The following is a 24,512-nucleotide window of genomic DNA, read 5'->3' as shown; positions in this document are numbered from 1 at the left end:
AAGCGTATTACGGAATAATGAGAGCAATTCCTATCAAGACCCTGTAGAATAGGGCTAACCCTAATATTTCCGACTACGACATGGCTGCTTTCAATACTGAGCGCGTACTTAGCGTGCACCACTGGAACGACACCCTGTTTTCCTTTACCACGACGCGTGACGCGGCCTTGCGGTTCCACAACGGCCACTTCGTCATGATCGGTCTGGAAGTTGAAGGCAAGCCGCTGCTGCGGGCCTACAGCATCGCCAGCGCAAACTACGAAGAAAACCTCGAATTCCTCAGCATCAAGGTGCAGAACGGCCCGCTCACGTCGCGCCTGCAGCACTTGAAAGAGGGCGACACCATCCTGGTCAGCCGCAAGCCGGTGGGCACGCTGGTGGTCGACGACCTGAAGCCGGGCAAGCACCTGTTCCTGTTTGGCACCGGCACGGGCCTGGCGCCGTTCATGAGCATCATCAAAGACCCCGACATCTACGAACGTTTCGACAAGGTCATCCTTGTCCATGGCGTGCGTTGGGTCAGCGAACTGGCCTACGCGGACTTCATTGAAAAAGAGCTGCCGAACAACGAATTCTTCGGCGATATCGTTCGTGACAAGCTCGTGTACTACCCGACCGTCACGCGCGAACCGTTCCGCAATCAGGGCCGTATCACGGAACTGATGGAAAACGGCAAGCTGTGCGAAGACATCGGCATTCCGCAAATCAACCCGGAAACCGATCGCGCCATGATTTGCGGTAGCCCGCACATGTTGGCCGATATCAGCGCCATGCTCGACAAACGCGGCTTCGTCGTGTCGCCGGGCGTGGGCCAGCCAGGCGATTACGTGGTGGAACGCGCTTTCGTCGACAAATAAGCCACGAAGGCACGTCCGCAACAAAAAACCCATCGCAAGCGATGGGTTTTTTGCATTCAGGGAAGGGCGTTCTGCTCGAATTCGGCTTATTCGGGCTGGATCCCGGCCTTCTTGATGATTTCGCCCCATTTCTTCGATTCGGCCTGCTGAAACGCGGCCAGTTCGCTTGGCGTGGAGGTTGCGGGCTCCGTGCCGGTCTGCGCATAGAACTGTTGGGCAGGCTTGGTCTTGCTTGCGTTGACCAGCAGTTCGTTCAGGCGCTTGATCACGTCGGGCGGCGTGCCGGCGGGCGCATAGGCCGCGAACCAGTAGCCCATCTCGTAGTTTGGCACGCCGGCTTCGGCGATCGTGGGCACGTCGGGCGCCAGCGGCGAACGCGCCAGGCCCGTCACGCCCAGCGCACGCAGCTTGCCAGACTTGACCTGGGGCAGGCCGGTTGCCGCGTCGGTGATCATCATGTCGATCTGCCCGCCCAGCAGGTCGGTCACCGCCAGCGGATTGCTCTTGTATGGCACATGCAGCAGCTGCACGCCGGCCATCTGCTGGAGCAATTCGCCCGCGATACGGCTGCTGGAGCTGCCGCTGCCGAAACTCAGCTTGCCCGGCGATTGCTTGGCTTGCGCCAGGAACTCGCCCACGGTCTTGGCTGGCGAATTCGGGTTCACCACCATGATCTGGCCGCCCTTGCCCAACAGCGAGATCGGTGCGAAGTCCTTCACGGGCTGGTAGGTCAACGACTTGTACAGGTGCTCGTTGGCGGCATGGGTGGTGTTGGTGGTGATCAGCACCGTATAGCCGTCCGGCGCGGCGCGGGCCCCGGCGGCGGCGCCGATCATGGCGCTGGCGCCGGGCTTGTTTTCGATCACGACGGCTTGCCCGGTCTGTTCCGTGACGCCCTGGCCGATGGCGCGGCCGATCTGGTCGGTTGCGCTGCCGGCGGCGAACGGCACGATGAACGTGATGGGTTTGGCCGGGAAGCTCTGGGCCAGTGCGGTCAGCGGCAGGGCAGCGGCCAGCAGCAGGGCCAGTCGGCCTTTGGATGAAATGCGCATGTCGTGTGTCTCCTGTGGTGTTTTTTTATAGGGGGGATGGCAAGGTCAGGCGGCCGCGGGACGGTCGCCGGGTATGTCTGGCAGCCGGCGGGCCAGGTCTGCGCCCACCTCCACCGTCAGGTCCAGCAATCGGAAAGACAGGCTTTTGCCGTGCGTGTCCAGGTTCAGCGCGTCGTTCACGCCGCCGTCCAGCACGCCTTCCAGCACGAAATTCATGGCGTGCAGCGTGGGCAGAAGGTAGCGGGTGACGCGGGCAGGGTGCCGGTACGCGAACCACGCCGCCACGCGGGCTTCGGTGACCTGCGCGGCCAGCACCGCGTAGCATTCGGGGTCCCAGGCGATCAGGCTCAGGTTCGAGATGTCGCCTTTGTCGCCCGAGCGGCTGTGGCCCAGCCGGTACAGCGGCACGGACTGCGTGTCGGTGTTGCGGGTCATGGGGTGATGTCCTCCAGGAAGTTCCAGCCGCTTTCGACGGCATCGCGGGCAATGGTGCACGACACCATGTTCAGGCGCGGCCGCAGCGCGGTGCGGACGCCGCCGCCACCGGCCGGGCCGCAGGTGTATAGCGCGGTCACTTCACGCAGAATGCGTTCGGCCTGGGCGCGGTCGGCGTGTTCACCAGCCAGTCGCAGCCGGACATCGCGGGCCAGTGTGTCGGGCTGCGCGCGGCGCATCTCACCTGCGTCGTCCCCCAGGATGCTGATGGCGCCAATCAGGTCGGCACGCAGCTTGAAGGCGGCGCCCAAGCGCTTCTGGACGATATCCGCCGCAAGCCGCGCGCGCGCTTCGGCTTGCACGCCGGCGTACGAGATCTCGGCTTCGGCCAGCCAGCCGCCGCGATAGCAGACGTTCACTTTCAATTCGGATGGGCGCGCATGACCGGTGACGCCGTGCACGGCCACGCGGTTGTCGCCCAGTTCGACCACGCGCGCCTGGCTCAGGTCGGCGACAACATCGGGCGTCAGGTAGCGCGCGGGATCATGGACTTCATACAGCAACTGTTCCTTCACGGTGCGGGCGTCCACCGCGCCGCCGGTCTCGGCGGCCTTGCCGATGACGAATTCGCCGTCGGCATGGATTTCGGCAATGGGGAAACCCGCCGCATGCACATCCGGCACTTCTTTCAGGCCGGGCACGCAGAAGTAGCCGCCCGTGACCTGCAGGCCGCATTCCAGCATGTGGCCGGCCATCGTGGCGCGGCCCAGGCGGGGCCAGTCCGCCGCATCCCAGCCGAAGTGCGCCATGGCAGGGCCCAGCGTCAGCGAAGGGTCCGCCACACGGCCCGCGACGACAATCTGCGCGCCCGCGGACAGGGCCTGCGCGATTTCCGCCGCACCCAGATAGACGGTGGCGCTGACGATTTCGTGGCCCGCCAGCGCCGCACCCAGACGTTCCCGCAACAAGGCACGCTGCGCCGCCGTGTCCAGGGCGTCACCATGCACTACCGCGATGCGTGGGACGGGAAGGCCTTGCTCACGGGCAATCGCGGCAATGCGCCGGGCCGCGGCTTGCGGGTTGGCAGCGCCGAAATTGCTGACGATGCGAATGCCGTGGCGCAGGCAGTCCGCCAGTATTGGAGAAACCAGTTCGTCCAGCAGCGGCTCGTAGCCGCGGCTGGGGTCTTCGTTGCGTGCCAATTGGGCTAGCGCAAGCGTGCGTTCGGCCAGCGTTTCGAAAATCAACGTGCCGCCGCCCCGGGCGGCCAGCGTGCGCACCACGGCGGCGGCGCCGTCGCTACGATCACCGGAAAATCCGGAGGCGCAGCCGATGAGCAGGGGAGATTGAGGCATATGGGGTCCAGTCGAACCAAGGTGAGCGTCGGGCTCACTATAGGCACACGACCTTAATCAGTAAAATAGAAAGATCAGATCAATTAATAGAAAAAAGCCATGAATTTATCTGCCCGGCAATTGCGTGCGTTCGTCGCGCTGGCGGACGAACGGCATTTCACGCGGGCCGCCCAGCGTTGCCACCTGACGCAACCCGCGTTCAGCGCGTTGATCCGTTCGCTGGAAGACAGCGCCGGCCTAAGGCTCTTCGACCGCAACACGCGGCATGTCGAACTGACGGCCGAAGGCCGGGTGCTGGACGCCTCCGCGCGGCGCCTGTTGGCGGATATGGACTTGGTCATGGAAGACCTGCGCGACCACGCCGCCCGTCGCCGCGGCCGGGTGGCGCTGGCCGCGCTGCCGTCGCTTGCGGCGGGCTGGCTGCCCGGCCTGCTGGCCCGCTTCAGCCAGGAACATCCCGGCATCGTGCTGGACTTGCGCGACGGGTTGCTGGACCCCTGCCTGGACATGGTGCAAAGCGGGCAGGTGGATTTCGCCGTGGCGTCCCGCCGCGCGGACATGACCGACCTGGACAGCGAATTTCTGCACGCCGACCGCTATTTCCTGGTCTGCCGGGCCGACCATCCGCTGGCCGCGCAAAGCCACGTAAGGTTGCGCGACGTCGTGCGCCATCCCGTTATTCAACTTGCGCGTGGCAGCAGTGTGCGCAAACATCTGGACGAGGCGTTAGGCGCCGATGCGCCGCCGCCCGTGTTCGAAGTCGAACACCTGGCCACCGTGACCGGACTGGTACGGGCGGGCTTGGGCGTCTCGGTCGTGCCAGCCATGACGCTGTTTCATTTCCGCAGTGACGACCTGCGCGTGGTGCCGCTGGCCGGCCGCGCGCTGACCCGCCCGCTGTATCTGGTCCAACGCAAGGGCCGCACCCTGTCGGTGGCCGCCCAGGCGCTGTATGCGTTGCTGATCGCGCATCGGGGCGATATCGGCGGCGCAGGCCATCAGGCAGACTCGTGAAACGCGGAAAGAGGGCATCCCTGCGTCATCCGGCCACTTTCGCGAAAGTCTATTGCTGTTTAAACTCCGATAGTTGTAGCTTCTATCCGTCACCTGAAGGATTCCGCCCATGAGCAAGCAAATCATCCATACCGACGCCGCGCCCGCCGCCGTCGGCCCTTACTCGCAAGCGGTTGCCGTTAGCGGCACCAAGACTGTCTACCTCTCGGGCCAGATCGGCCTGGAGCCGGGCACTGGCGATCTGGTTTCCGAAAACTTCGACGCGCAAGTGCGCCAGGCTTTCGCCAACATGCAGGCCGTGATCACCGCCGCCGGCGGCACGCTCGACAATGTCGTCAAGCTGACGCTGTTCCTGACCGACCTTGGCAAGTTCACCGCCGCCAACTCCATCATGGCCGAAATCATCCCGCAGCCGTTCCCGGCGCGTTCGACCATCGGCGTGGCCAGCCTGCCCAAGGGCGCGCAGTTCGAAGTCGAAGCCATCCTCGTCCTGTAAGGCACGCCCGGACTTTCGATCCCAGGGGTTCGTTCCTTCATGCCGGCCGCGGCCGTGGCTTCCAAGCGACCCGGCGCCGATAACAAAGGCGCCGGGAAACCGCTGACGGATACAGAGCGCAAGCTCCGTAACCTGGGTCTGGTGCTGCCCGAGGACTTCGTGCTGCACCTGCCGTTGCGCTACGAAGACGAAACCCGCGTCATTCCAATCAGTTCCCTGCGCCCCGGTTTTTCGGGCCAGGTCGAAGGTGAAATTACTAAATCCGAGGTGCTGTACCGGCCCCGGCGCCAACTCACCGCCACGCTGGCGGACGAAACCGGCGAACTCCAATTGCGCTGGCTGAACTTCTATCCCAGCCAGCAGAAGCAGGTCACCGTGGGCAAACGCCTGCGCGCCCGGGGCGAAGTCCGGGGCGGGCTCTTCGGCCGTCAGATGGTGCATCCGCGCATGACCAATGCGGACGCACCGCTGCCTACCGCCTTGACACCGGTGTACCCCACCACGGAAGGGTTGCCGCAACTGACCCTGCGCCGCGCCATCGCGCAGGCGCTGGACCGCGCCGACCTTTCCGATACGTTGCCCGACGAAGCTCGCCAGCGTTACGACCTGCCACCTTTTGAACCCGCCATCCGCGCATTGCATACGCCGGCCCAAGGCGAATCCGAACAGGCCTTGCTGGACCGGGTCCATCCCGCCTGGCGCCGCATCAAGTTCGACGAACTGTTGGCTCAGCAGTTGTCGCTGGCCGCCGCCCGCGCCGCGCGCCGTGTCAAGGAATCAGAGGCGCTGCCGGTCCGTACCGAGCGTGGCGGGCTGGTTGCCAAGCTGTACGCCAACCTGCCGTTCAAACTGACTGGCGCGCAAGAACGCGTGGTGCAGGAAATCTCGGCCGATCTTGCCAAACCGTATCCAATGCACCGCCTGCTGCAGGGCGACGTAGGCAGCGGCAAGACCGTCGTCGCGGCGATTGCAGCGGCGCAGGCCATCGCAGGCGGTACCCAGGTCGCGTTGATGGCGCCTACCGAAATCCTGGCCGAACAACATTTCCACAAACTGGTGTCATGGCTGCAGCCGTTGGGAGTCAACGTGGCATGGCTTAGCGGCAGCCTGACGGCCAAGGCGCGCCGCGAAGCCGCGGCAGCCGCGGCGGACGGCAGCGTGCAGTTGGTGGTCGGCACGCAGGCCCTGATCCAGGATCATGTCGAATTCCATAGATTGGGGCTGTCGATCGTCGACGAGCAGCATCGTTTCGGGGTGGGGCAGCGCCTGGCGCTGACCAAGAAGGGCGAAACCGCACGCGGGCGCTTCGTGCCGCATCAGCTGAACATGAGCGCCACGCCGATTCCCCGCACGCTGGCCATGACGTTCTTCGCCGACCTGGATGTGTCCGTCATCGATGAACTGCCGCCCGGGCGCACTCCGGTGCTGACCAAGCTGGTTTCCGACGCGCGGCGAGAAGAAGTCATCGCGCACGTCGCGCAAGCCGCGCGCGGCGGCCAGCAGGCATATTGGGTCTGTCCGCTGGTCGAGGAAAGCGAAGCGCTGGAGTTGCAGACCGCGGTCGACACCTATGAAGGCATGCGCGTCGACCTTCCCGACCTGCGCATCGGTCTGGTGCACGGCCGTTTGCCTCAGGCGGAAAAAGCCGCCGTCATGCAGGCGTTCCGTGACGGCGAGGTCGATTTGCTGGTCGCCACGACGGTTATTGAAGTCGGGGTCGATGTGCCGAATGCGTCCCTGATGGTCATCGAACACGCCGAACGCTTTGGCCTTGCCCAACTGCATCAGTTGCGCGGCCGGGTAGGACGGGGCACCGCCGAATCCGTTTGCGTGCTGCTGTATCAGACGCCCCTGTCCCAAATCGCGCGTGAACGCCTGCGCGCCATGTTCGAAACGTCCGACGGGTTCGAAATCGCCCGACGCGACCTCGAACAACGCGGTCCGGGCGAATTCCTGGGCACGCGCCAGTCCGGCATGGCGCTGCTGCGCTTCGCCGACCTGGAAACCGATGCCGCGATTGCCGAAGACGCCCGCGATGCCGCGAGTTGGCTGCGCGCCGAACATCCCGCCGCTGTCGAGGCGCACCTGGCGCGCTGGATGCGTGGCCGCGAAGACTTCCTGCGGACGTGATGCCGTGCCGCCCATCCTTAACCTGAATCACTCAAGCGCCGGCCGCGAGGCTTGCGCGCAACCCCCGGGGGCGTAGTCCACCATGACTCTCACCGAACTCAAGTACATCGTCGCTGTCGCGCGCGAACGGCATTTCGGCCGGGCGGCCGAAGCCTGTTTCGTCAGCCAGCCGACGCTGTCCGTGGCGATACGCAAGCTGGAAGACGAGCTGGGCGTGACGCTGTTCGAACGCGGCGGCGCCGAGGTCGGCGTGACGCCGATCGGCCAGCGCATCGTCGCGCAAGCGCAGAAAGTGCTTGAAGAAAGCGCCAGCATCAAGGAAATCGCGCGTCAAGGCCACGACCCGTTGGCCGGGCCCTTGCGCGTCGGCGTCATCCACACGATCGGCCCCTACCTGCTGCCCAAGCTGGTGCCAGTGCAGATCGGCCGCACGCCGCAGATGCCGCTGTTGCTGCAGGAAAACTTCACTGTTCGGCTGGTGGAACTGCTGCGCCAAGGCGAAATCGACTGCGCCATCATGGCCTTGCCGCTGCCCGAGGCCGGCCTGGTCATGCAACCCCTCTACGACGAACCGTTCATCGTCGCGGTGCCCAACGACCATGAACTTGCCCAGCGCAAGTCCATCGATGCCCAGGACCTGAAACAGCAAACCATGCTGCTCCTGGGCAGCGGCCACTGTTTCCGCGACCAGGTGTTGGAAGTCTGCCCCGAGCTGTCCCGGTTCTCGGCGGCCAGCGACGGCATCCAGCGCACCTTCGAAGGTTCTTCGCTGGAGACCATCCGCCATATGGTGGCGGCAGGCATCGGCGTCACCGTGCTGCCGGTCACGGCCGTACCCGAGCACCCACCCAGCAACAGCCTGCTGACCTACCTGCCGTTCGACGGCCACGTGCCCGAGCGCCGCGTGGTCCTGGCCTGGCGCCGCAGCTTTCCCCGCCTGGCGGCGATCGAAGCGTTGGCGCAAGCCGTCTATGAATGCGAACTGCCCGGCGTGAAAATGCTGGTCGACGAGGCGGCAGCCGTCCAGGATTGATATTTTGGCGCCATGCACGGCGCCACGCGAAGACGGTTTGAGCCGCGTCAAACTTTCGTGGCACAACCGCTTTTTTTCCTCCCTGCGCCGCGTCAATCCGTAGCGTTTGCAGTGGTATTCTTCCTTCGTATTTATCCAACAGGAGCTAGCAATGGCCAAGTCCACCAAGAAGACCCCGAGCGTTCCGCGCATCAACATCGGCATTTCGGACAAGGACCGCGCCGCCGTCGCCGGTGAGCTGTCCAAGCTGCTGGCCGACTCGTACACGCTGTACCTGATGACGCACAACTTCCATTGGAACGTCACGGGACCCATGTTCAACACGCTGCACCAGATGTTCATGACCCAGTACACGGAAGAGTGGACCGCGCTGGACAGCATCGCCGAACGCATCCGCGCCCTGGGCCACTATGCGCCGGGCACCTACCGCGAATATTCCAAGCTGTCGTCGATCGCTGAACCCGAGTCCGTGCCGGAAGCGCTGGAAATGGTCCGCCTGCTGGTCAGCGGCAACGAGTCCGTCGCCAAGACGGCCCGCTCCGCCTTCGAAAAGGCCGATGCCGCGAACGATCAGCCCACGGCCGACCTGTTGACGCAACGCCTGGACGTGCATGAAAAGAACGCCTGGATGTTGCGCAGCCTGCTGCAATGATCTAAACCGCGCGTTCGCTTACAATGGCCGGCCATCTTCCCTGTCGGGGAAGGTGACCGGATCCTTGTGAACACCCGACCTGGCCGCCGAAAGGCGGCCATGTCTATGCAACCGTGCCACAGATAACGTCTACATACCGACCTTCTGCTTCGTCTTTTGTCGCCGCGCCTGCCGCAGTGCCGGCTCCGCGCGTCGCGCCCCTTGGTTGTACGCATTCCGGCGATTCCGCCACCTCATCCCAGCAAGCATGAACAACACAGATAGCCGCGAGCCCGGCTTTCCAAGCTGCGTCCTGATCACGGGCGCAACCGGCGGCATTGGCGGCGCGCTGGCATTGGAGTACGCCGCCGCCGGCGCAAGAACCCTTGTCCTGCAAGGCCGCAACAGCGAACGCCTGCAAGAGTTGGCCGACCGTTGCGGCGCTTTGGGCGCCCGCGTCATCACGCAGGTGCTCGACGTGCGCGATCACGACGCGCTGATGGCGTGGCTGGCGGATATCTGCCAAACCGAAATGCCAGCGCTGGTCATCGCGAATGCTGGCGTCAACATCAACACCGGGCCCGAAGGGCAGGGCGAAAACTGGCAAGACGTGCTCCGCTTGCTGGACGTCAACGTGCGCGCGGTCTTCGCCACGGTCCATGGCGTATTGCCCGCCATGCGCCAGCGCGGCCATGGACAGATCGCCTTGGTCAGCTCTCTGGCGGCTTGGCGCGGTTTGCCCGAGACGCCCAGCTATAGCGGCAGCAAGGCCGCGGTGAAAGTTTATGGCGAAGCCATGCGCGACGCGCTGGCAGACGAAGGCATCAAGTTCAACGTCATCATGCCCGGCTATGTGGAATCGCAGATGTGCTTCGACATGCCGGGGCCCAAGCCCTTCCTGTGGAAGGCAGAAAAGGCGGCGCGTGTGATCCGCCGTGGCTTGCAGGCAAACCGCGCGCGAATCAGTTTTCCGTTCCCGCTGAATCTGGGTTGCTTCTTGCTGTCCGTGATCCACCCAGCCGTGTCGGGCTGGATCCTCAAGAGGTTGGGCTACGGTGATTGAGGCGTTCTTCGAAGCCTTGTGGCTGCCTTTCCTGATTGGTATGGCATCGACCTGGGCCCTGGAATGTTTGCTCATTCCTCGTCCGGTCGCACCCTGGCGCAGGCCGCTAGCCGCGACCGCCGTGCACCTAGGCGTATGGACGTTGGCATTCGCCTTTGAGTTGCTATTGTTCAGAAGGCCCTATTTCGCTGTCGCCAATGTGTTGGCAATCCAATTGCTGGTAGTGCTGGTGAGCAATGCCAAGTATCAGGCGCTGCGAGAGCCATTCGTCTTTCCGGATTTTGAGTACTTCACGGATGCGATAAGGCATCCGCGGCTGTATTTGCCATTTGTGAGCATATGGGCAATTGTCTTGCCCGCAATCGGGTACGCGGGCCTTTGTTATGCGGCATTCCGCCTGGAGCCCGGCTTGCTGGAAGCGCCGGGCGGCGTTGGCCACTACGTGTTTGCTCTTTTCGTGTTGACAGCGTTTGGCGTGATCCTATGCGCGGGAGGACGCTTGCTGCGGCCGGATTTCGATGCACAGCGCGACTTGGTCCGATTCGGCCTGCTCGCGAGCCTGGTTAGCTACTGGCGGGCCGAACAAAAGGTGCCCGAACTTTCCGACCACTTCGGGTTTCCGCCTTCAGGCGGATTGGTCGCTAACCCGGCGCCCGATCTTGTTTCCATCCAAAGCGAGTCTTTTTTCGATGCTCGGCAGACGTATCCGGCGCTGCGCAAGGATTTGCTTTCGGAATTTGACGCCCTGCGTGCCGAAGCTCTGGTGCACGGCGCCCTAACTGTGCCTGCATGGGGCGCTAATACGGTAAGAAGCGAATTCGCATTTCTAGCCGGGCAGGCGCAAGGGACGCTGGGCGTGCACCGGTTCAACCCGTATCGGCGTCTAGCGGCGTTTACGACGCCATCCTTCGTCCGTCTTTTGAAGGCGCAAGGCTACCGCACGGTGTGCATTCATCCCTATCATGCGACGTTCTATCGGCGAAATGTCGTATTGCCCAAGCTTGGGTTTGACGAGTTCATCGACATTGCCGCGTTTGGTCAAGAGGATCGGCAGGGACCATACGTAGGCGACAAGGCGGTAGCGGAAAAGGTCATCGCGATGCTGCGGCGAAGCGATCCCAGGCCGCTTTATGTGCACGTCATCACCATGGAGAATCACGGCCCGCTTCACTGGGAGCAAGTTGCGCCGGAAGAATACCGGACGGTCGCGACGCAACCATTGCCCGACGATTGCAGTGACCTGATTGTCTACGCGCGCCATCTACGCAATGCGGATGCCATGTTTTCGAGCATAACGGGCTATCTGCGGGAGCATGACCGGGCGGCAAGCCTTTGCGTATACGGGGATCACGTTCCCATCATGGCAGAGGTCTATCGCACTTTGGGCGAACCGCCAGGCACGACACCTTACGCCATCTGGCACAACCGCGTTGCAGGGCGCGGTGGCGAACAGCCTGCCGCGCTGGAATGCTTGGCAAGCATATGGTTGCGTGAATGCTATTCGGCCTGAGGCGTGCGGGGACCTGAGTCGGGAGGGGCGTCGAAGCGGATGATGTCGTCCTCTTCCAGGTAGGGGCCGCTCTGCACTTCAATCAGTACCAGTGGCGTTGGCCCGTGGTTACTTAGCCTGTGCTTGCGGCCGGCGGGGATATAGGTGGATTGATTTCGGTGAACGACGGTGTCCTGGTCGCCGTTTGTGACGTGGGCAGAGCCGTCCACCACGATCCAATGCTCGCTTCGATGATGGTGCATCTGCAGGGATAGCGACGAGCCGGGATTGACGACAAGTCGCTTGATTTTGAATCCTACGCCGGTTTCCAAGGTTGTGTAGGTGCCCCAATTGCGATGGACGGTGCGATGCTGCAGTCGGCTGGCATGTCCTTGGGCCGCTAATCGGTCAATGATCTTCTGTATAAGTTCGGGCTGCGTCGCGTCCATGACTAGCAGTGCATCCGGGGTGTCGACGATGATGAGACCATGCACGCCAACGGCCGCTACCAGTCGATCGCTGCCATGGATATAGCAATCGCGCGCGTCTTGCAGCATGACTTGGCCGAGCGTCCGATTGCCGTCTGCATCGACAGGAACCTGCTGGGCCAGGCTGGACCAGGTTCCCACATCTGTCCAATCCAAGTCGCAACCGACAACCGCCGCGTGCTGCGTTTTTTCCAGCAACGCATGGTCGATTGATATGGAATCTACGTCCTTGTACGCATCCAGCGGCAGCGTGACTTCGTACTCGTCGGATGTGGCGGCGTACGCAGATGCCAGGAGCGTCGCCTGTTGTTGCTCCAACAGTCTGGGCGCGTGCAGTTCTAATTCCTTGAGGAGGCGTGCGGCGGTTACGCACAGCATTCCGGAGTTCCAGAGATAGTCGCCTTGCTCGAGATAGTTCTGCGCAGTTTGCAAGTCAGGTTTTTCTACGAAGCGCCGAATGCGATGCCCGTCTGCCTGGATGTACCCAAAGCCTGTCTCGGGCCGGTCCGGCTTCAACCCGAACGTCACGATCCAGTCGGCCGTCAAATGCTGGGCCTGTTCGACGGCGGCGTGAAATGACCTTATGTCGCGGATCAGATGGTCTGCGGTCAGGAACAGCAGGGTGGCATCCGGATGCTTTTGTGCGAGCGCCAGGGTGGCAATCACCACCGCCGGTGCAGTATTGCGGCCTTCGGGTTCCAGCAGATAGCCCAACGTGAGGTCGGGGCGGCGGACTTGGTGATAGGCATCAGTCGTTTTGTAATGCAGCTCGCGGGTCGTCACGGTCAGTACTTCACGTACCCCCGGCAGGTTTTGCGCGCGGATCAACGCCTTTTGCAGCAAAGACTCTCCTTCGATTTCGATGAAGGGCTTGGGATGCAGTAGGCGCGAGACCGGCCATAAGCGCTTTCCAGCACCGCCGGACAATATGATGGGGATCAACATGGGATTGTCGAATTAGCGGGGGAGTTGAGTCGGCGTTTCGCGTAGGGCCAGCAACTAGCCCACCGAGCAAAGGGCATGATGGTAGACATGGTCGACTGATGCGGCCAAGGCATCCGGATCGGCTAGTGCGGCTGCGAGCGTACGAAGGTTGCGGCGTAGGCGTGCGGCAACCGGGCGAGAAGGAGACAGGTCGTTCAAAGCACGTGTAAATGCCGAGTCCGAAGCGAAGTTGAATGTCAGACCAAGTCCAGCGTCGCGGATCAAGTAATCACTCTGGGGTGTGCTTTCGGCGAGGATGAGCGTGCCCGCGCTAGCGACACTATTCACATCGGATAGCCAATCGGATTGATATGCCCGGAAGCGGGGCTGCAGCCGGATAAGCACGCTTGCGCGAAGCGCTACAGGGCTTGCCACCGGAGCGTCAAAGTGGTGCCCGATGCTGGACCGCAATCCGGCCTCCAGCAAGGTGTGCTCCACATGTCGATAGGCCTCTTCGGTTCCAGCGACATGCAACTGCATGCCCTTGCGGCCGATCGCAGTTGGAAGCACAGACGCCACTGCTGCGATTCGGATTGGATCAACGCCGCGGAGGTCCAGCAATGCTCTCCATTGCTTGTTGCCAAGGTCCCGCATTTGCAGGGGAGCTTGGGTAGGCGCCGCAACGATCTGGGGAAGTACGAAGATGCGGTGGGTGGCAATGCCCTCCCTGCGGAGCTGCCATGCCTGCCACTCGTCAGCGACAATGACCGCGTCGGCGCGCTCAGCGCATCTCAACTGTTGACGATAGGCTAGTTCAGCCCATTCGGAGCGCGGGGGGGGGCTCGTTGCATCAGGGAAGGGAAACGGCGTGTGCTGAGCATGCCAGTCCATCACGACCGGTATGGCGCAGCGCTTGCCCAATGCAAGCGCGCGCAGGGCGAGATCATGTCCCGAGCGGCCCACATGCGCATGCAATAGGCCGGTGCGTGCCCGGCGCAGCCAGGGTTCAGCCAGCAGAACATCAAAACGCCTTAAGTCGTTGCGTGGAATCCCTTGCGCTGCGTCAGGAGACAGCGCACTCAAGGTAACCGACTGGACACCACTTTCATCATGGATGGAATAAGGGCTACCCGTCTGTGCAGGTTGGCCATAGCCAGAGGGAACTAGCACCAAAGGGCGCATGCCACGTTCGAACTGTGCTCTGGAGAGCTGTAGGATCGTCGTGTCGTGCCCGGATGCCAAATGAGCCACGCGATGAGGCAGGCCGGTATGCGGTGACGTCGGCGCTGCATCAGCCGGCCAGTCCTCCAAGTCGTTCAACGCAGCCAAGGCAAAACGCGCCTTGTTGCGCATATGTCCGCGCGCTTCCGGCGCCACTTCCAGCAGACGGCTCGCTTTGGCCAATAAGCGCGGCGCGCCAATTCGCCAAGCTAGTGCCTGGATATCCAAAAGATGGGGCCGACTTGTGTCGTGCAGTTCTAGTAAGCGCCAAGCGACCCGTTCCGCATCCCGAGAGTTCAAGGCCTCGAGGAGGGAGATTTGATCCAGGGGGAGTTCCCTGGACTCCGCGGATAGTTCGACGTTCAGCTGTAATTCTTCAGGGACTTGCCAGCACTGCAGCTGGCACTCCAAACGAGTAGCCGCGGCGGGGGTAAGCACCGGTTTGAGATGGGTGCCCGCAGGTTTGTTGCTGACTGGCACATAGGCGAATCGCGATTTCAACGCATCGGAATACGTGAATCCGCAATCCGGGGCATCCAGCACATTGCCGTGGGAGTCGTAGAACTGGAACGTCAGGACCGTGCCTCTCGGAATGGGCACCTTGACGTCGCCGGAAGCGCAAGCGTGAAACACCCAGGCGACAGCGTCGTAGTCGATGGGTAAAACAAGGTTCTTGAGCGTTCTGCCGCGCTTGGCTGGCTGGACTAGCGGGAGCTGTACGGTTTGGCTCAGTGTCAGCATTCTTGACGCTCCACTGTGCCATCCTCCAGCATTTTGCGCAGCTCGCTGCAAAAACGGTCAGACAGGAGGTAGGGATCGTGGCGGGCCAGAATGCTGTCGAAGAGGCTCTCGTTGGGGCGATATGACAGGGCGCGCTCCATTGCGCTGGCTAATCCGTGGGTGGCGGTGCGGGAGTAAAGCAAAGACGGGTCGTCGGCGAATACTTCGGCCATGCCACCTTCTGCAGGAGCGACGACCATGCGCCGGAAGGTAGCGGCGAGCATGGCAACTCCCGAATTAAGCGTTTCCAGATACGGTGCGACAACGGCGTCGCACGAGTTGAAATAGTACTGCACGCGTTGATCGCGGACGTTGCCCGGAATCAGGCGTACGTCCATCCGGTCCGCAACACGGGCGCGCAGCGCAGCGTAATAGTCGTCGTTATCGACTTGGCCGGCAATGACCAGCGTGCATGCGCGATCAGCCCTTCGTCTGCAAAGGATGTCGTAAGCGTCGATCAGTTCCAGCAATCCCTTGTATGGCTGGATCGACCCGAAACACAAGAAGGTAAAACTGTCAGGATCAAGGCCTAGGTCTTGCCGTGCATGCTTGGGGGAAATGACGTTAGCGTACCAGTCACCATAGGTAGGATGCGGGATGTGCAGGACCTTTCTTGGATCGATCCGGAAATGGGCGGATGTGAGCCGCTCGGTATCGCGGTTCATGACATGGATGAGGTCCGCCGCGTCAGCTGTGGCCTGACGTACTGCTCGTTCCGCCTGCACCCACTTTGTAGTGTGCGGCATCACATTGTGTACCGTCCACACAATGCGCAGGCCCATCCTTCGCATGGTGCCCAAGCGCTGCGCATATCCCGCAACCGCGGCGTCGGCCTCGGCTTCAGTCGAGGCGCTCTGCAAGATGCTAGCCAACCAGTGCAGATGGACGATGCCATGCCCTTGCCATGCGATATCGTCCAGCGACTCCAGCCGCAGGAGAGGTAGCACGGAAAGGGAGTTTTTTTCCGCACTCGCGTAAAGCATAGGCTGGTAGGGATTCACTTGCGCCACCGGGTAATACATCAGCAGGTCGGGCAGGCTTTGATCGGTCTTTCCGCCAAGTGCCGCTGACACAAATGCGCTTGCCCATGTCTGCGCGCCGCTAGCCAGGTCGTCGATTCTCATGGCTCGTCGCTCGTCGGTTTCTCTTTGCTCAGATGCCAATAGCTGATAGTGGCACCCACCTGAATCTCGAGGATCTCGCTGCCACGCAGGCCATGTGCGGTATAGGGCAGGGCGGCCATTCCATTGGTCCAGCGCAACGCGTTGCCGCGCACGACCGACGGTGCGTGCAAGCCAGACCATTCCGGATGATTGAGATCCACCTTACGTCGCTCCCCGTTTGCCAACACATCTACAGATTGAAGCGCCACTCCCAGCGTGCGTCGATCCTCCTGATCGAGTGTGCTTGTCTCTTTGGGGACAGCGCTGCGAGACAGAATTCTGCACGGGCAGGGCTCAAGCGTCGGCGGAAGCTGGAAGCGCCAGCGCCGGCCATCGGGCGACGACGAGCCAGGCACGACCTGTCCATTGAAATCCAGCCGCAACGCCGGTTCAGGTGCCAAGTCCCATGCCGAGGCTTCGGCCGTGTAGTTCAGCATGTGCTGACGACAGATCTCCGTTTCGCGGCGCCCCGTGTGTATCCAGTGGCCTCGGCCCGGCCTCAGCAGCAGTCCCTTTATCTGGTGGGAATTTTTGGCAAGAGTAGTCGGGACGTCGTAGCGCAGCCAGTGCCAATAGGGATTCTGAGTAATGGTTATTCCATTGAGCAATTGGTGGGCGTATACGGTGGTTCCGCGGTAATCCAACAGCTGCCAAGGGGCCAAAGCAATCGGCGCGGAAGGGACGCCCGGCGCCAAAGCGTTGGCGGCAAACTCCACCGGTCCAAGTTCCGCACGCAGGCGATGCGGAATATGTCCGCAAAATACGACCTGTTCGTGCGATTCGACATTGATCGCATCGGACCAGACACCTTCGAGCCGCGGGGGAGGCTGAAGGTCATCGCACCACGTCATGCCGGTCAGGCGGCCAGGGGCCTCGAAACGCAACGGAATGGGCGATGCGACGGCATGGCCGGGAGATTGAAGCGGGGCCGGACTTCCGGTTGTGCCCACGTTCAGCGATGTGAGTGTGTGTGAGATGCCGACATCATCGATACGGCTCAGATTCAGTCGGTCCCCGGCGACCATATCGGAGACCGGGAGTTCGGGCAAGGCGACTGGGGAGTCTTTCCAAACAACGGAGAGGCATCCCGACCCACTGCTGCGAAAGACGGCGCGCACAGGCGCGGTCGAGGATGCGAGAAACATTGGGCCGTCCAGTTCGACGCACGTTCCTGTTCCAATTTCCAACTGGAGGGGCATGTCGCCCTGGACGCCTTTCACGAGGACGAGGTTCGAATTGTCGTTCGCGTAGACCGTGCAGCTCGTGTCTTGTGGGCCTCTTGTTTCGATCGCCAATACGCAGTCGGCCCGTTCGACGACAAGGCGGCTGTTGGCGCCCAAAGTGAGGCGGATGTAGGCAGGGAAGCCTCGGGCCGCTAGGGTGTCCAGAACGCGTGTTTCGTCCGCTGCCAGGGTGATATCCCGCCAGCCGTCGTTAGCTGAGTGGGCGTCCGTGGCAATCCCCATTCGTACGTCTGTGTCTGTTTTGATTCTTTTGGAAATACTTGCAGGCATTGTCTGAATTGGCTTGGAGTTCTAATTTGTCATCTGCGTTATGTCGTCGGCGCAATTCAGTGTCATCATGCACGAAAACCAGGGCTCAGCCTAGTCTGGCCGCCGGATCGGCCGCAGCCGTCACACGCCCGCAGCTTGAGCATGATGAGCCATGGCGGGAAGTGGCAGCGTCAGGATAAAAGGGTTGGAAATCCTCGGGTCCCTGGGGCTGCATGTTGATGGCACCCCAATTCGTTCCTGATGTGATGGGACGACAGCGGATTTCAAGTGTTGGAGGAATAAATGCCCAGCGGAATTGTCTTGAAGCGTTCTTTTTCTATCGGCCAAAGCTACCAGCGTTTTTTAATCGCTAACGCGATGTTCTTGGCTATCAGTATTTGCACTGCCGAAACAGCAGTCGGCAAATCTTTGGATATTTACCTGGCGCCCAAAGGGGTTGATACCGCCTCGGGCCTGAGCGCCGATGCACCAATCGCATCCGTCGCCAGGGCGCAAGAACTCGTGGCCGAGAAGGCAAGTGGTTACGATGAGGTGCGAGTGCTATTCGCGCCGGGCGTCTACCGGGGGCAAGGAGTTGAATGGCGCACGTTTCCCGGGATTTGGACGCGTTTCATGCCAGCCCGGCCGGGTACAGCCGTTGTGTTCGATGGGCAAGGAGGTAAGCAGTCTGTATTCTTTAAAGCGCTGCCCGGCGTGCCGACTGGCAATTCTGCGCCCGTTTCGATGAAATTGGAGTTCACTGGGTTGACGTTCCAACGGTATTGCGAAGCTCTAAGCTTTCAATCCTGGTCGGATGACGTCCGCAGACCTGGTGGGCGCGATGTTGTCGTCACCCGTAGCAACTTTGTAGATATCGGGAGCAAGTTTGATCCAGTGAGACGCGGGAAGCTGCCGCGGGGTGGCTGCACTGCGGCGTTGCGGCTTCAAGGTGTCGGGCACGGACGCGTAGAGGGAAATTCATTCAAGAATATTATAAATCTGGACAACAGTGAAACCGCATTGAAAACCTATGGGCGTGGTCATCTGCATTCGATCTATATTTCTAACATGTCCCAAGGGAACGAAATCGTCGGGAATAAGTTCGATGATTTTTCCGGAGATCCGATCCGGATCAGAGACCAATCTGACAGAAACCGTATATCTGGAAATATCTTCGGTTCAGCTTCGGATAATACGAAACCCGGCGATGTGCACGCGATATCGCAGTGGTATTGCAACGATGGCGTGAAGGCCTGCGTCGAACGCCAAGTCGCGAGAAAGGAGTGCGCCTCGGAGGATTTGGAGTTGCGAGACAATCGGATAGAGGGCCGCAATGTGGAAAACTATGCCGACAGATCTCAAGGTAAAGCCACCTGCGCAAAGTGATCCTCTACAGCATTTTTTCCAGGGGGCTTTTATCTGACAGAAGCCGCGGCACCGCATTGGATACGGCCATGTCGATGCTTTCCCGGCTGTAGAGGCCGCCATTGATCTGCGTTCCATGGATGACCGTATTGCGGAACCAGCGGAATAAGCGTTGGTCAGGTTGCTTGGTATAACGCCAGAACGAGTCGAGGCCTCCTTGGAAAGTCAGGCCCGGCATATCGTAGATGGCATTGCCCAAGGCCTTCAAAGGCCTGCCATGCACCAGCGCTGATCCACCGACAGTGCTGTTCACCGTTACTACTCCGCGCGCATGATTGAGCAGGGCGGGAAGCGGGCCTGTTTCCAGATACAGGATACGTTCGGGTTTGAGTCCCAGGCGTCCCCGAATTCCGTCGATGATCGAAGCATGATCCTCCTGGCCCGTATCCAGGGGATGATTCTTGATGACCAAGACCGAATCTGGCCGGCACATCCGTGCGAATGAAGTCAGCGTGATTTCAAGCATATCCGTCATGCTCGAAAATGGGGAGTGATGCCGGATCTGGGCATCGCTGTTGAGTTGAAGCGGTACGAGCCAGAATGGGACGCGACCATAGATCAACGCTTGGATCGCTGCCAGATTACGGCGCTTCAGGTTTGTCAGCGTAATTGCCCGGCGCACGTACGCGGTGTACTCGTGGTGCGCAAGAATGGGCGAGTGGGTCCGGTATCCAGGGTAGGTGATGGGATTGCGTATGCCGGCAACGTGATACACGACGTCATGGAATGCCCGGGCTGCGAATGACGGAGGAAACGCTATGCCGTTTTCGTAGTCCGGAATTCTGGGCCCGATTCGGCGGTACCACGACGGGTCGCGGGGCAACTGCGAGTTCGCGTTGACTCCGTTCCGCTCAAGCGATACCCAATACGGCCGAAAGTAGCCTTCCTCAAATACGTGGACCCGGATGCCCTTGGCCTTTGCCTGCTTGATCGCAGGTTGGTGCACGGGACGCTGGTCTCCGAACAGCACCAAATCCGTAGGGCGTTCGCGGTTAAACAGGTCCGTGTACCAAGCATCGAGCAGGTCTGCCGACTTGCGGAAATAGTGCGTCCCGCCATTGTTCCAATACCAGCAGTCGCCGGCATTGAAGTTGACGCGCTGCACATCGTGGCCGGCGTCGCGTATCGAGCGGCCCAATTTGCTGAAAAAAGGCGAACAAGGGCCTTGGAGAAACAGAAAAAGCTTACTCATGGCTTGCGCGTTAGCCGAGCCACAACCCGGCGCAAAGGGGCGGGTTTGCGTTCACTGCGCCAATCCAACAACTCTTGCACTGCGCGTTCGGGCGAGCAGAAACTGCGCGTGACCCGACTGACGTACGTCGGATAAAGAATCAGCGTGGCAGCCACCAATTCATCCAGGCTGACACGCCTCTGGCGTCTGGCCAGGACTTCCGCGGTCATGCCACGGTCTTCCGTCAGGCCCCAGCCTGCATAGAACGGTTGGCCCCAAGTAACTACCGGGACATGGCGGAGCAGAGCTTCAAATCCTGCAAGCGAGGTCAATACATGGACCTCGTCAACATGAGGAAGAAGGCTTTCAAAAGGAACATCTCCAATAACTTCATCACACCACGTCAACGCATCGGACTCGCCGTCGCCCTGCTGCCGTAATCCTGCACGCACATCCGGGTGAGGTTTATATAGCAGCCAAGCATCCTGGCGGGCTTGGCGGGCGGATTTCAGCAAATCAAGGTTGCGGCGTATCGGGCCTGCGCCATAACGTATGGCGGCGTCGCTTTCAACCTGCCCGATGACAAGGACGATCCGCTTGCCGCCAGGGGGGCGTTGCCATTGTTCAGGGTGTTGTAAATTATACTTGGTAACGCCAGCCTCGACGATCGTTCGGCGCAGAGCGCGCGCGCGCTCGCGGATCGCGCTTGCGAACGGTTCTTCGGCCAGAATTCGCTCCAATCGCGAGCGAGAGCGTGCGTCATAATAGATACCCTCTGGGTCGATGACCCAGGACAGCGGGCGTATGAGGTCCGCGCCCAAACCCACGGAACGGAGAAATCCGTCTTCGATGCGGAGAACGTGGTCGCTGTAGCCTGCCTTCTCAAGTTCGGCACTGTGCTTGTGCCCCCACGTGACGATCGGCTGATCAGGAGCTCGGGCTGAAGGGAGCGTTCGCGTGAATACCGGCTTACTACCGGCTAGGAAATCCCGGACAAACGGTTGCTTCCAGCGCGAGAAACCGAAAGCAAGCAGATGCGCGGGAAATCGTTGGCGCTGTTTTCGTTGCAGAGAAATCCATTCCATCAGCGTTTCGATTTCGCACGGACATCCGGTCTCTGGGTCGAAGTAGCGCGCGTACCCGACCAGGCACGCGTATGCCAGCTGCTCGAGCGGAATACGCTTGCGACGGACGGGCGCGGACAGCGAGTCGTGAGTCAAGCCCCAGCCTGCATAGAAGGGCATGCCATAGACGTGAACGGGTTTGGACCATAGCAACGCCTCGAATCCCAACTGCGACGTAACGGTGTATACGGCGCGCGCATGCTCAATCCACAAGGCTGGATGAGAACCGTCGGCCACGACTAGTATGCGTGGGTTGGCCCGAAGTAACGCGGGATCATAGTGCCCTTGTTTACGCCCGCTCACGACTTCCGGATGCACCCGCACCACGACATAACAATCAGGATTCGCGGAAAGTGCGTCGCTGAGCATTTTCTGGAAACTTGCGGCGCTGGCGCCGCCTGCTGCGATTGCAGCATCGCCGGCCGTTTGGTCTACTACCAAGACATAGGCGTGGGGAAGGGCGATCGGCTGCGGGTCGGGCCCTCCGTTGTACTTCGATAGGCGATGATCTCGCCAAGCCTTGATCAGACGAAGGGTGCGGTCCTGCTGCTCGCCGTCCAGGGGCGTTGCAGCGAGGGCCTCCAGCCGTGAAGGGCGCGACGCATCGTAGTAAATGCCCAAGTCATCAATGATGAGCGAGTGCGAAAGGCTGTCGCTCCCTTCCAACGAACGCAGAAATCCGTCCTCAAGCAGCCAACAGTGTCCTTTGCGGCGCCTGGAAAGCGCGTGGGCGCGCAAGCCGCTCTTCTTCAGCCCCCATCCGATGTAGGCCGCATCAGTTGGGTAGGGTAGAAACCCGCCTGTGATCGTCAAGCGGGCGCCAAGCCGGGACGCCAGTCGATGTTGGCTCCATAGTCCCCAGTCAAGCCAATGGACTGCGGCGAGCTTGCGGGCCATGGCGGATGTCAGAAGCGCTGGCCGAGCAGGAGCGCCTGCACGATAGGCGTAATGATCTTCTGCCATTCATAAACGGCCGCGTTGGTCACATAGATCGCATCTTCCGGCTGCATCAAAAACTGCTTGGCGAGGAATATGGATTCCGGATTACGCATATTGAGACGGAAGACGATCGCATGCGGATTGGCTGGATCGTCCTCCACCAGACGAAAAATGAACACGCCAGTGGGGTCGGCTTTCGATTCTTCCAGTCCGCCGACAGACCCGAGCGTCTCAAGCAAACTAGAGCTTGCTGACGGTAGATCATGTAATCCTGGCGTTTTGACCGAGCCCATAGCCACAAATCGCTGACGAGCCCGCTCGACCACAATTTCGGAGCGTGGCGGGACGGGTTGGTTGTTCCCTTGAAGCAAGTCTTGGTACCTATAGGTGTAAACCTGGCTTCCGGTGCGCACCACCACATTGACCAGATGCGGCTCAAGCACCGGCCCGCCGGCCTGGTTAATCGCATCCAGCAAGGTCAAAGGGCCTTGAAGTGCAGAAAACCGCCCAGGTGTCTTCACTCCCCCAGCCACTAGCACCGAACCCGATAGATCTCCCACCATCGCGGCGTGCACTTGGGGGTCAATGGCCTTCCCTTTGAGCCTTTGGCGCACGCTGCGTTCGACATCCGGCAAAGTCATGCCCGACACCTTCAGCTCGCCGACATACGGCAGTGATATCTTGCCGTCGGCATCAACACGAAGTTGGGGAAAGTTCGTGCCTCCAGCGCTCAGTGGCGAGAACAGTGCCCCTTCCTGCCCGCTGTCCGAAATCATCAGAGATATCACATCGCCTGGTATCAGGAATACGTTGCTGACGGGCAGTTGGGATACTGTCGACGTGAGCTCAGGAACGGCCGGCCGCATGTAGCCGCCAATGGTCTTGGCATCCAGATCGACAACCTCGTACCTGGGATCGGAATAACTCTCCTCGGCAGCAATGGTCAAGCGGTATGGGCCTGCGCCCGACAAAATGCCGCAACCACTAAGAGCAATCGTGAATGCCATTGTGATGGCAGCGCGCATAAGTCGAGGTGCAACGCTCCGTGGATTCAGTGGGATCATATTGGCGGGATGTAACGTGTGTTCAGAGGCAGCTGTCATGTCGATTGTGAATTGTTAGTCTCGATGATCTTCGATCGTGGCAATCACAAAGCGCGCAACACCATAGAGCAGCACCAAAAGGATGAAAAGGGTTGCGAGATTGTAGAGGCGCTCTGGATATATGGCGCGCTGGGCCACTGCGGGTCGCACAATGGTCACGAGGCTGCGTATTTTCTTGGAGGCCTCGATTCTCGCATTCTCCATTGCCGTCACTGCTAACTTATAACTTTCCTCGGCTATCCCGGCATCCACAGTCAAATTTTGAAATTCAGATGCGATGACGTTAAGTTGCTCCCCACCCACCGCGGAAATCAACTCTTTCTTCTCGGCCACGAGCTGTTGCTCGATCGCGCGAATTTTGATCTGTTGTTGTCGAACCTGCGGCGACTGAGCGTCCAATGTGGAGCGCAGTGCCTTCAAGTGCGCGCGTTCCTTGGTCAACAGATCTTCGAGTCCGGCGAGTGTTGCCGACCTTGAGGCTGCAGAGGATTTAGCGTCCAAAAGGTTATTGGCGTTTTGAAATGCAATCAGGATGTCCCGCTGCTTGATATAGTTGCGACGCGCATTCCCGAGTTCACGTTCAGAAAAGCTTAAATGATCACGAGCAATCTTGTGCGAAAGTTCATTAACGAAACGTTCACTTTCATTCAATATTTCGTCCAGGATCGCCTTGGAAAGAGCAGGAACGGGCGTTTGTACTTCCACCTGAAGTAACCCCGTAAACTCATCGAAATGCGTTTCTACCACGCGGCGATAGAATTTCAGTAGATCCTCGGCAGGAGCGTCCTTAGATATATAGAAAAGCGGGTCACTCATCTGCTCCGCATAGGCATCGACCCAGTTCAACTTTTGCTGAAGGTGATTCATCATGTCGATGGACTGAATAAAGTCCTGCATGAACAAGGTTTCTTCGCGCGAGGTGGGATTGGTGCTGCCCATAAGCAGAGCTAGGCTGGGAATATTGGCGCCGGCTGCCTCGTGTGGCTGGCGAACAACCATCTTTGCTGTGCTTACATACCTGTCGAGTGAAAGGAACGCGTAGTAAATTCCGACCACAACCATCGGTATCACCACCATATAGATGAAGAGTGGTGTTTTCTTTAGTTTCTCAAGATTCAACACAGTA

General features: G+C 60.5%; 20 protein-coding genes. 9 read left to right on the top strand and 11 right to left on the bottom strand.

Annotated features, from left to right (window positions below; genetic code table 11):
- Positions 1-80: 80 nt before the first annotated feature.
- On the top strand, positions 81-857 hold the full coding sequence (locus CQ050_RS18160; RefSeq protein ID WP_105558233.1) for a ferredoxin--NADP reductase: 777 nt from the start codon (positions 81-83) through the stop codon (positions 855-857).
- Positions 858-943: 86 nt separating this feature from the next.
- Here the strand turns inward: CQ050_RS18160 and CQ050_RS18155 are convergent, their stop codons facing one another.
- Genes CQ050_RS18155 through CQ050_RS18145 form a run of 3 tightly spaced genes read right to left on the bottom strand, consistent with a single transcriptional unit; the run spans position 944 to position 3,699 of the window.
- Positions 944-1,909 carry a tripartite tricarboxylate transporter substrate binding protein gene (locus tag CQ050_RS18155; protein ID WP_105558232.1) on the bottom strand — a complete coding sequence of 322 codons (966 nt, stop codon included), beginning with the start codon at positions 1,907-1,909 and terminating at the stop codon, positions 944-946.
- A gap of 45 nt (positions 1,910-1,954) precedes the next feature.
- On the bottom strand, positions 1,955-2,344 hold the full coding sequence (locus CQ050_RS18150) for a hypothetical protein (RefSeq protein ID WP_105558231.1): 390 nt from the start codon (positions 2,342-2,344) through the stop codon (positions 1,955-1,957).
- Positions 2,341-3,699, bottom strand: coding sequence for an acyclic terpene utilization AtuA family protein (locus CQ050_RS18145; protein WP_105558230.1), 1,359 nt, complete (start codon positions 3,697-3,699; stop codon positions 2,341-2,343). The genes CQ050_RS18150 and CQ050_RS18145 overlap by 4 nt, the downstream gene beginning before the upstream one ends.
- Positions 3,700-3,798: 99 nt before the next feature.
- Here CQ050_RS18145 and CQ050_RS18140 point away from each other — a divergent pair, with 99 nt between their 5' ends.
- The 7 genes from CQ050_RS18140 (at position 3,799) to CQ050_RS18110 (ending at position 11,576) form a co-directional block, all read left to right on the top strand.
- Positions 3,799-4,713 carry a LysR family transcriptional regulator gene (locus CQ050_RS18140; RefSeq protein ID WP_105558229.1) on the top strand — a complete coding sequence of 305 codons (915 nt, stop codon included), beginning with the start codon at positions 3,799-3,801 and terminating at the stop codon, positions 4,711-4,713.
- A 109-nt stretch (positions 4,714-4,822) separates the two neighbouring features.
- Positions 4,823-5,209, top strand: a complete 387-nt coding sequence (locus tag CQ050_RS18135) for a Rid family detoxifying hydrolase (RefSeq protein WP_105558228.1) — start codon at positions 4,823-4,825, stop codon at positions 5,207-5,209.
- 39 nt (positions 5,210-5,248) lie between these two features.
- A complete protein-coding gene (gene recG, locus CQ050_RS18130; protein ID WP_105558227.1) occupies positions 5,249-7,339 on the top strand; it encodes an ATP-dependent DNA helicase RecG in 2,091 nt (696 codons plus the stop codon).
- A gap of 82 nt (positions 7,340-7,421) precedes the next feature.
- A complete protein-coding gene (locus CQ050_RS18125) occupies positions 7,422-8,372 on the top strand; it encodes a LysR substrate-binding domain-containing protein (protein WP_105558226.1) in 951 nt (316 codons plus the stop codon).
- Positions 8,373-8,523: 151 nt separating this feature from the next.
- Positions 8,524-9,024, top strand: a complete 501-nt coding sequence (locus tag CQ050_RS18120; RefSeq protein WP_105558225.1) for a Dps family protein — start codon at positions 8,524-8,526, stop codon at positions 9,022-9,024.
- Positions 9,025-9,271: 247 nt separating this feature from the next.
- On the top strand, positions 9,272-10,066 hold the full coding sequence (locus tag CQ050_RS18115; protein ID WP_105558224.1) for an SDR family oxidoreductase: 795 nt from the start codon (positions 9,272-9,274) through the stop codon (positions 10,064-10,066).
- A complete protein-coding gene (locus CQ050_RS18110) occupies positions 10,059-11,576 on the top strand; it encodes an LTA synthase family protein (RefSeq protein WP_233214153.1) in 1,518 nt (505 codons plus the stop codon). Before CQ050_RS18115 ends, CQ050_RS18110 begins: the two co-directional genes overlap by 8 nt.
- On the opposite strand, the gene CQ050_RS18105 is transcribed toward CQ050_RS18110, so the two are convergent.
- Genes CQ050_RS18105 through CQ050_RS30880 form a run of 4 tightly spaced genes read right to left on the bottom strand, consistent with a single transcriptional unit; the run spans position 11,564 to position 17,645 of the window.
- Positions 11,564-12,988: a mannose-1-phosphate guanylyltransferase/mannose-6-phosphate isomerase gene (locus CQ050_RS18105; RefSeq protein ID WP_105558223.1), complete on the bottom strand. Its 1,425-nt coding sequence runs from the start codon at positions 12,986-12,988 to the stop codon at positions 11,564-11,566. The two genes, CQ050_RS18110 and CQ050_RS18105, sit on opposite strands and share 13 nt — an antisense overlap.
- A gap of 54 nt (positions 12,989-13,042) precedes the next feature.
- Positions 13,043-14,929 carry a glycosyltransferase gene (locus CQ050_RS18100; RefSeq protein ID WP_105558222.1) on the bottom strand — a complete coding sequence of 629 codons (1,887 nt, stop codon included), beginning with the start codon at positions 14,927-14,929 and terminating at the stop codon, positions 13,043-13,045.
- The gene (locus tag CQ050_RS18095) at positions 14,923-16,092 is read right to left on the bottom strand and encodes a glycosyltransferase family 4 protein (RefSeq protein ID WP_158266069.1); all 1,170 of its coding nucleotides are present in this window, start codon (positions 16,090-16,092) and stop codon (positions 14,923-14,925) included. Before CQ050_RS18095 ends, CQ050_RS18100 begins: the two co-directional genes overlap by 7 nt.
- Positions 16,089-17,645: a hypothetical protein gene (locus CQ050_RS30880; RefSeq protein WP_158266068.1), complete on the bottom strand. Its 1,557-nt coding sequence runs from the start codon at positions 17,643-17,645 to the stop codon at positions 16,089-16,091. The genes CQ050_RS18095 and CQ050_RS30880 overlap by 4 nt, the downstream gene beginning before the upstream one ends.
- 282 nt (positions 17,646-17,927) lie before the next feature.
- Between CQ050_RS30880 and CQ050_RS30745 the strand changes: the two genes are divergently transcribed.
- Complete coding sequence (locus tag CQ050_RS30745) at positions 17,928-19,010, top strand: hypothetical protein (protein WP_146121053.1); 1,083 nt, start codon at positions 17,928-17,930, stop codon at positions 19,008-19,010.
- A gap of 4 nt (positions 19,011-19,014) precedes the next feature.
- Here CQ050_RS30745 and CQ050_RS18090 read toward each other — a convergent pair whose 3' ends face one another.
- From CQ050_RS18090 to CQ050_RS18075, 4 genes are all read right to left on the bottom strand, one after another.
- Positions 19,015-20,241, bottom strand: coding sequence for a capsule biosynthesis protein (locus tag CQ050_RS18090; protein WP_105558220.1), 1,227 nt, complete (start codon positions 20,239-20,241; stop codon positions 19,015-19,017).
- Entirely contained in the window at positions 20,238-22,241 is a 2,004-nt protein-coding gene (locus tag CQ050_RS18085; RefSeq protein ID WP_158266067.1) for a capsular polysaccharide biosynthesis protein, read from the bottom strand. Before CQ050_RS18085 ends, CQ050_RS18090 begins: the two co-directional genes overlap by 4 nt.
- An 8-nt stretch (positions 22,242-22,249) precedes the next feature.
- Complete coding sequence (locus CQ050_RS18080; protein ID WP_105558218.1) at positions 22,250-23,308, bottom strand: polysaccharide biosynthesis/export family protein; 1,059 nt, start codon at positions 23,306-23,308, stop codon at positions 22,250-22,252.
- A gap of 93 nt (positions 23,309-23,401) precedes the next feature.
- The gene (locus CQ050_RS18075) at positions 23,402-24,508 is read right to left on the bottom strand and encodes an ABC transporter permease (protein ID WP_105558217.1); all 1,107 of its coding nucleotides are present in this window, start codon (positions 24,506-24,508) and stop codon (positions 23,402-23,404) included.
- Between the last annotated feature and the right edge of the window lie 4 nt (positions 24,509-24,512).

This window comes from Achromobacter sp. MYb9, assembly GCF_002975275.1.
Taxonomy (GTDB): domain Bacteria; phylum Pseudomonadota; class Gammaproteobacteria; order Burkholderiales; family Burkholderiaceae_B; genus Achromobacter.
This window is presented reverse-complemented; position numbering and strand designations above follow the sequence as displayed.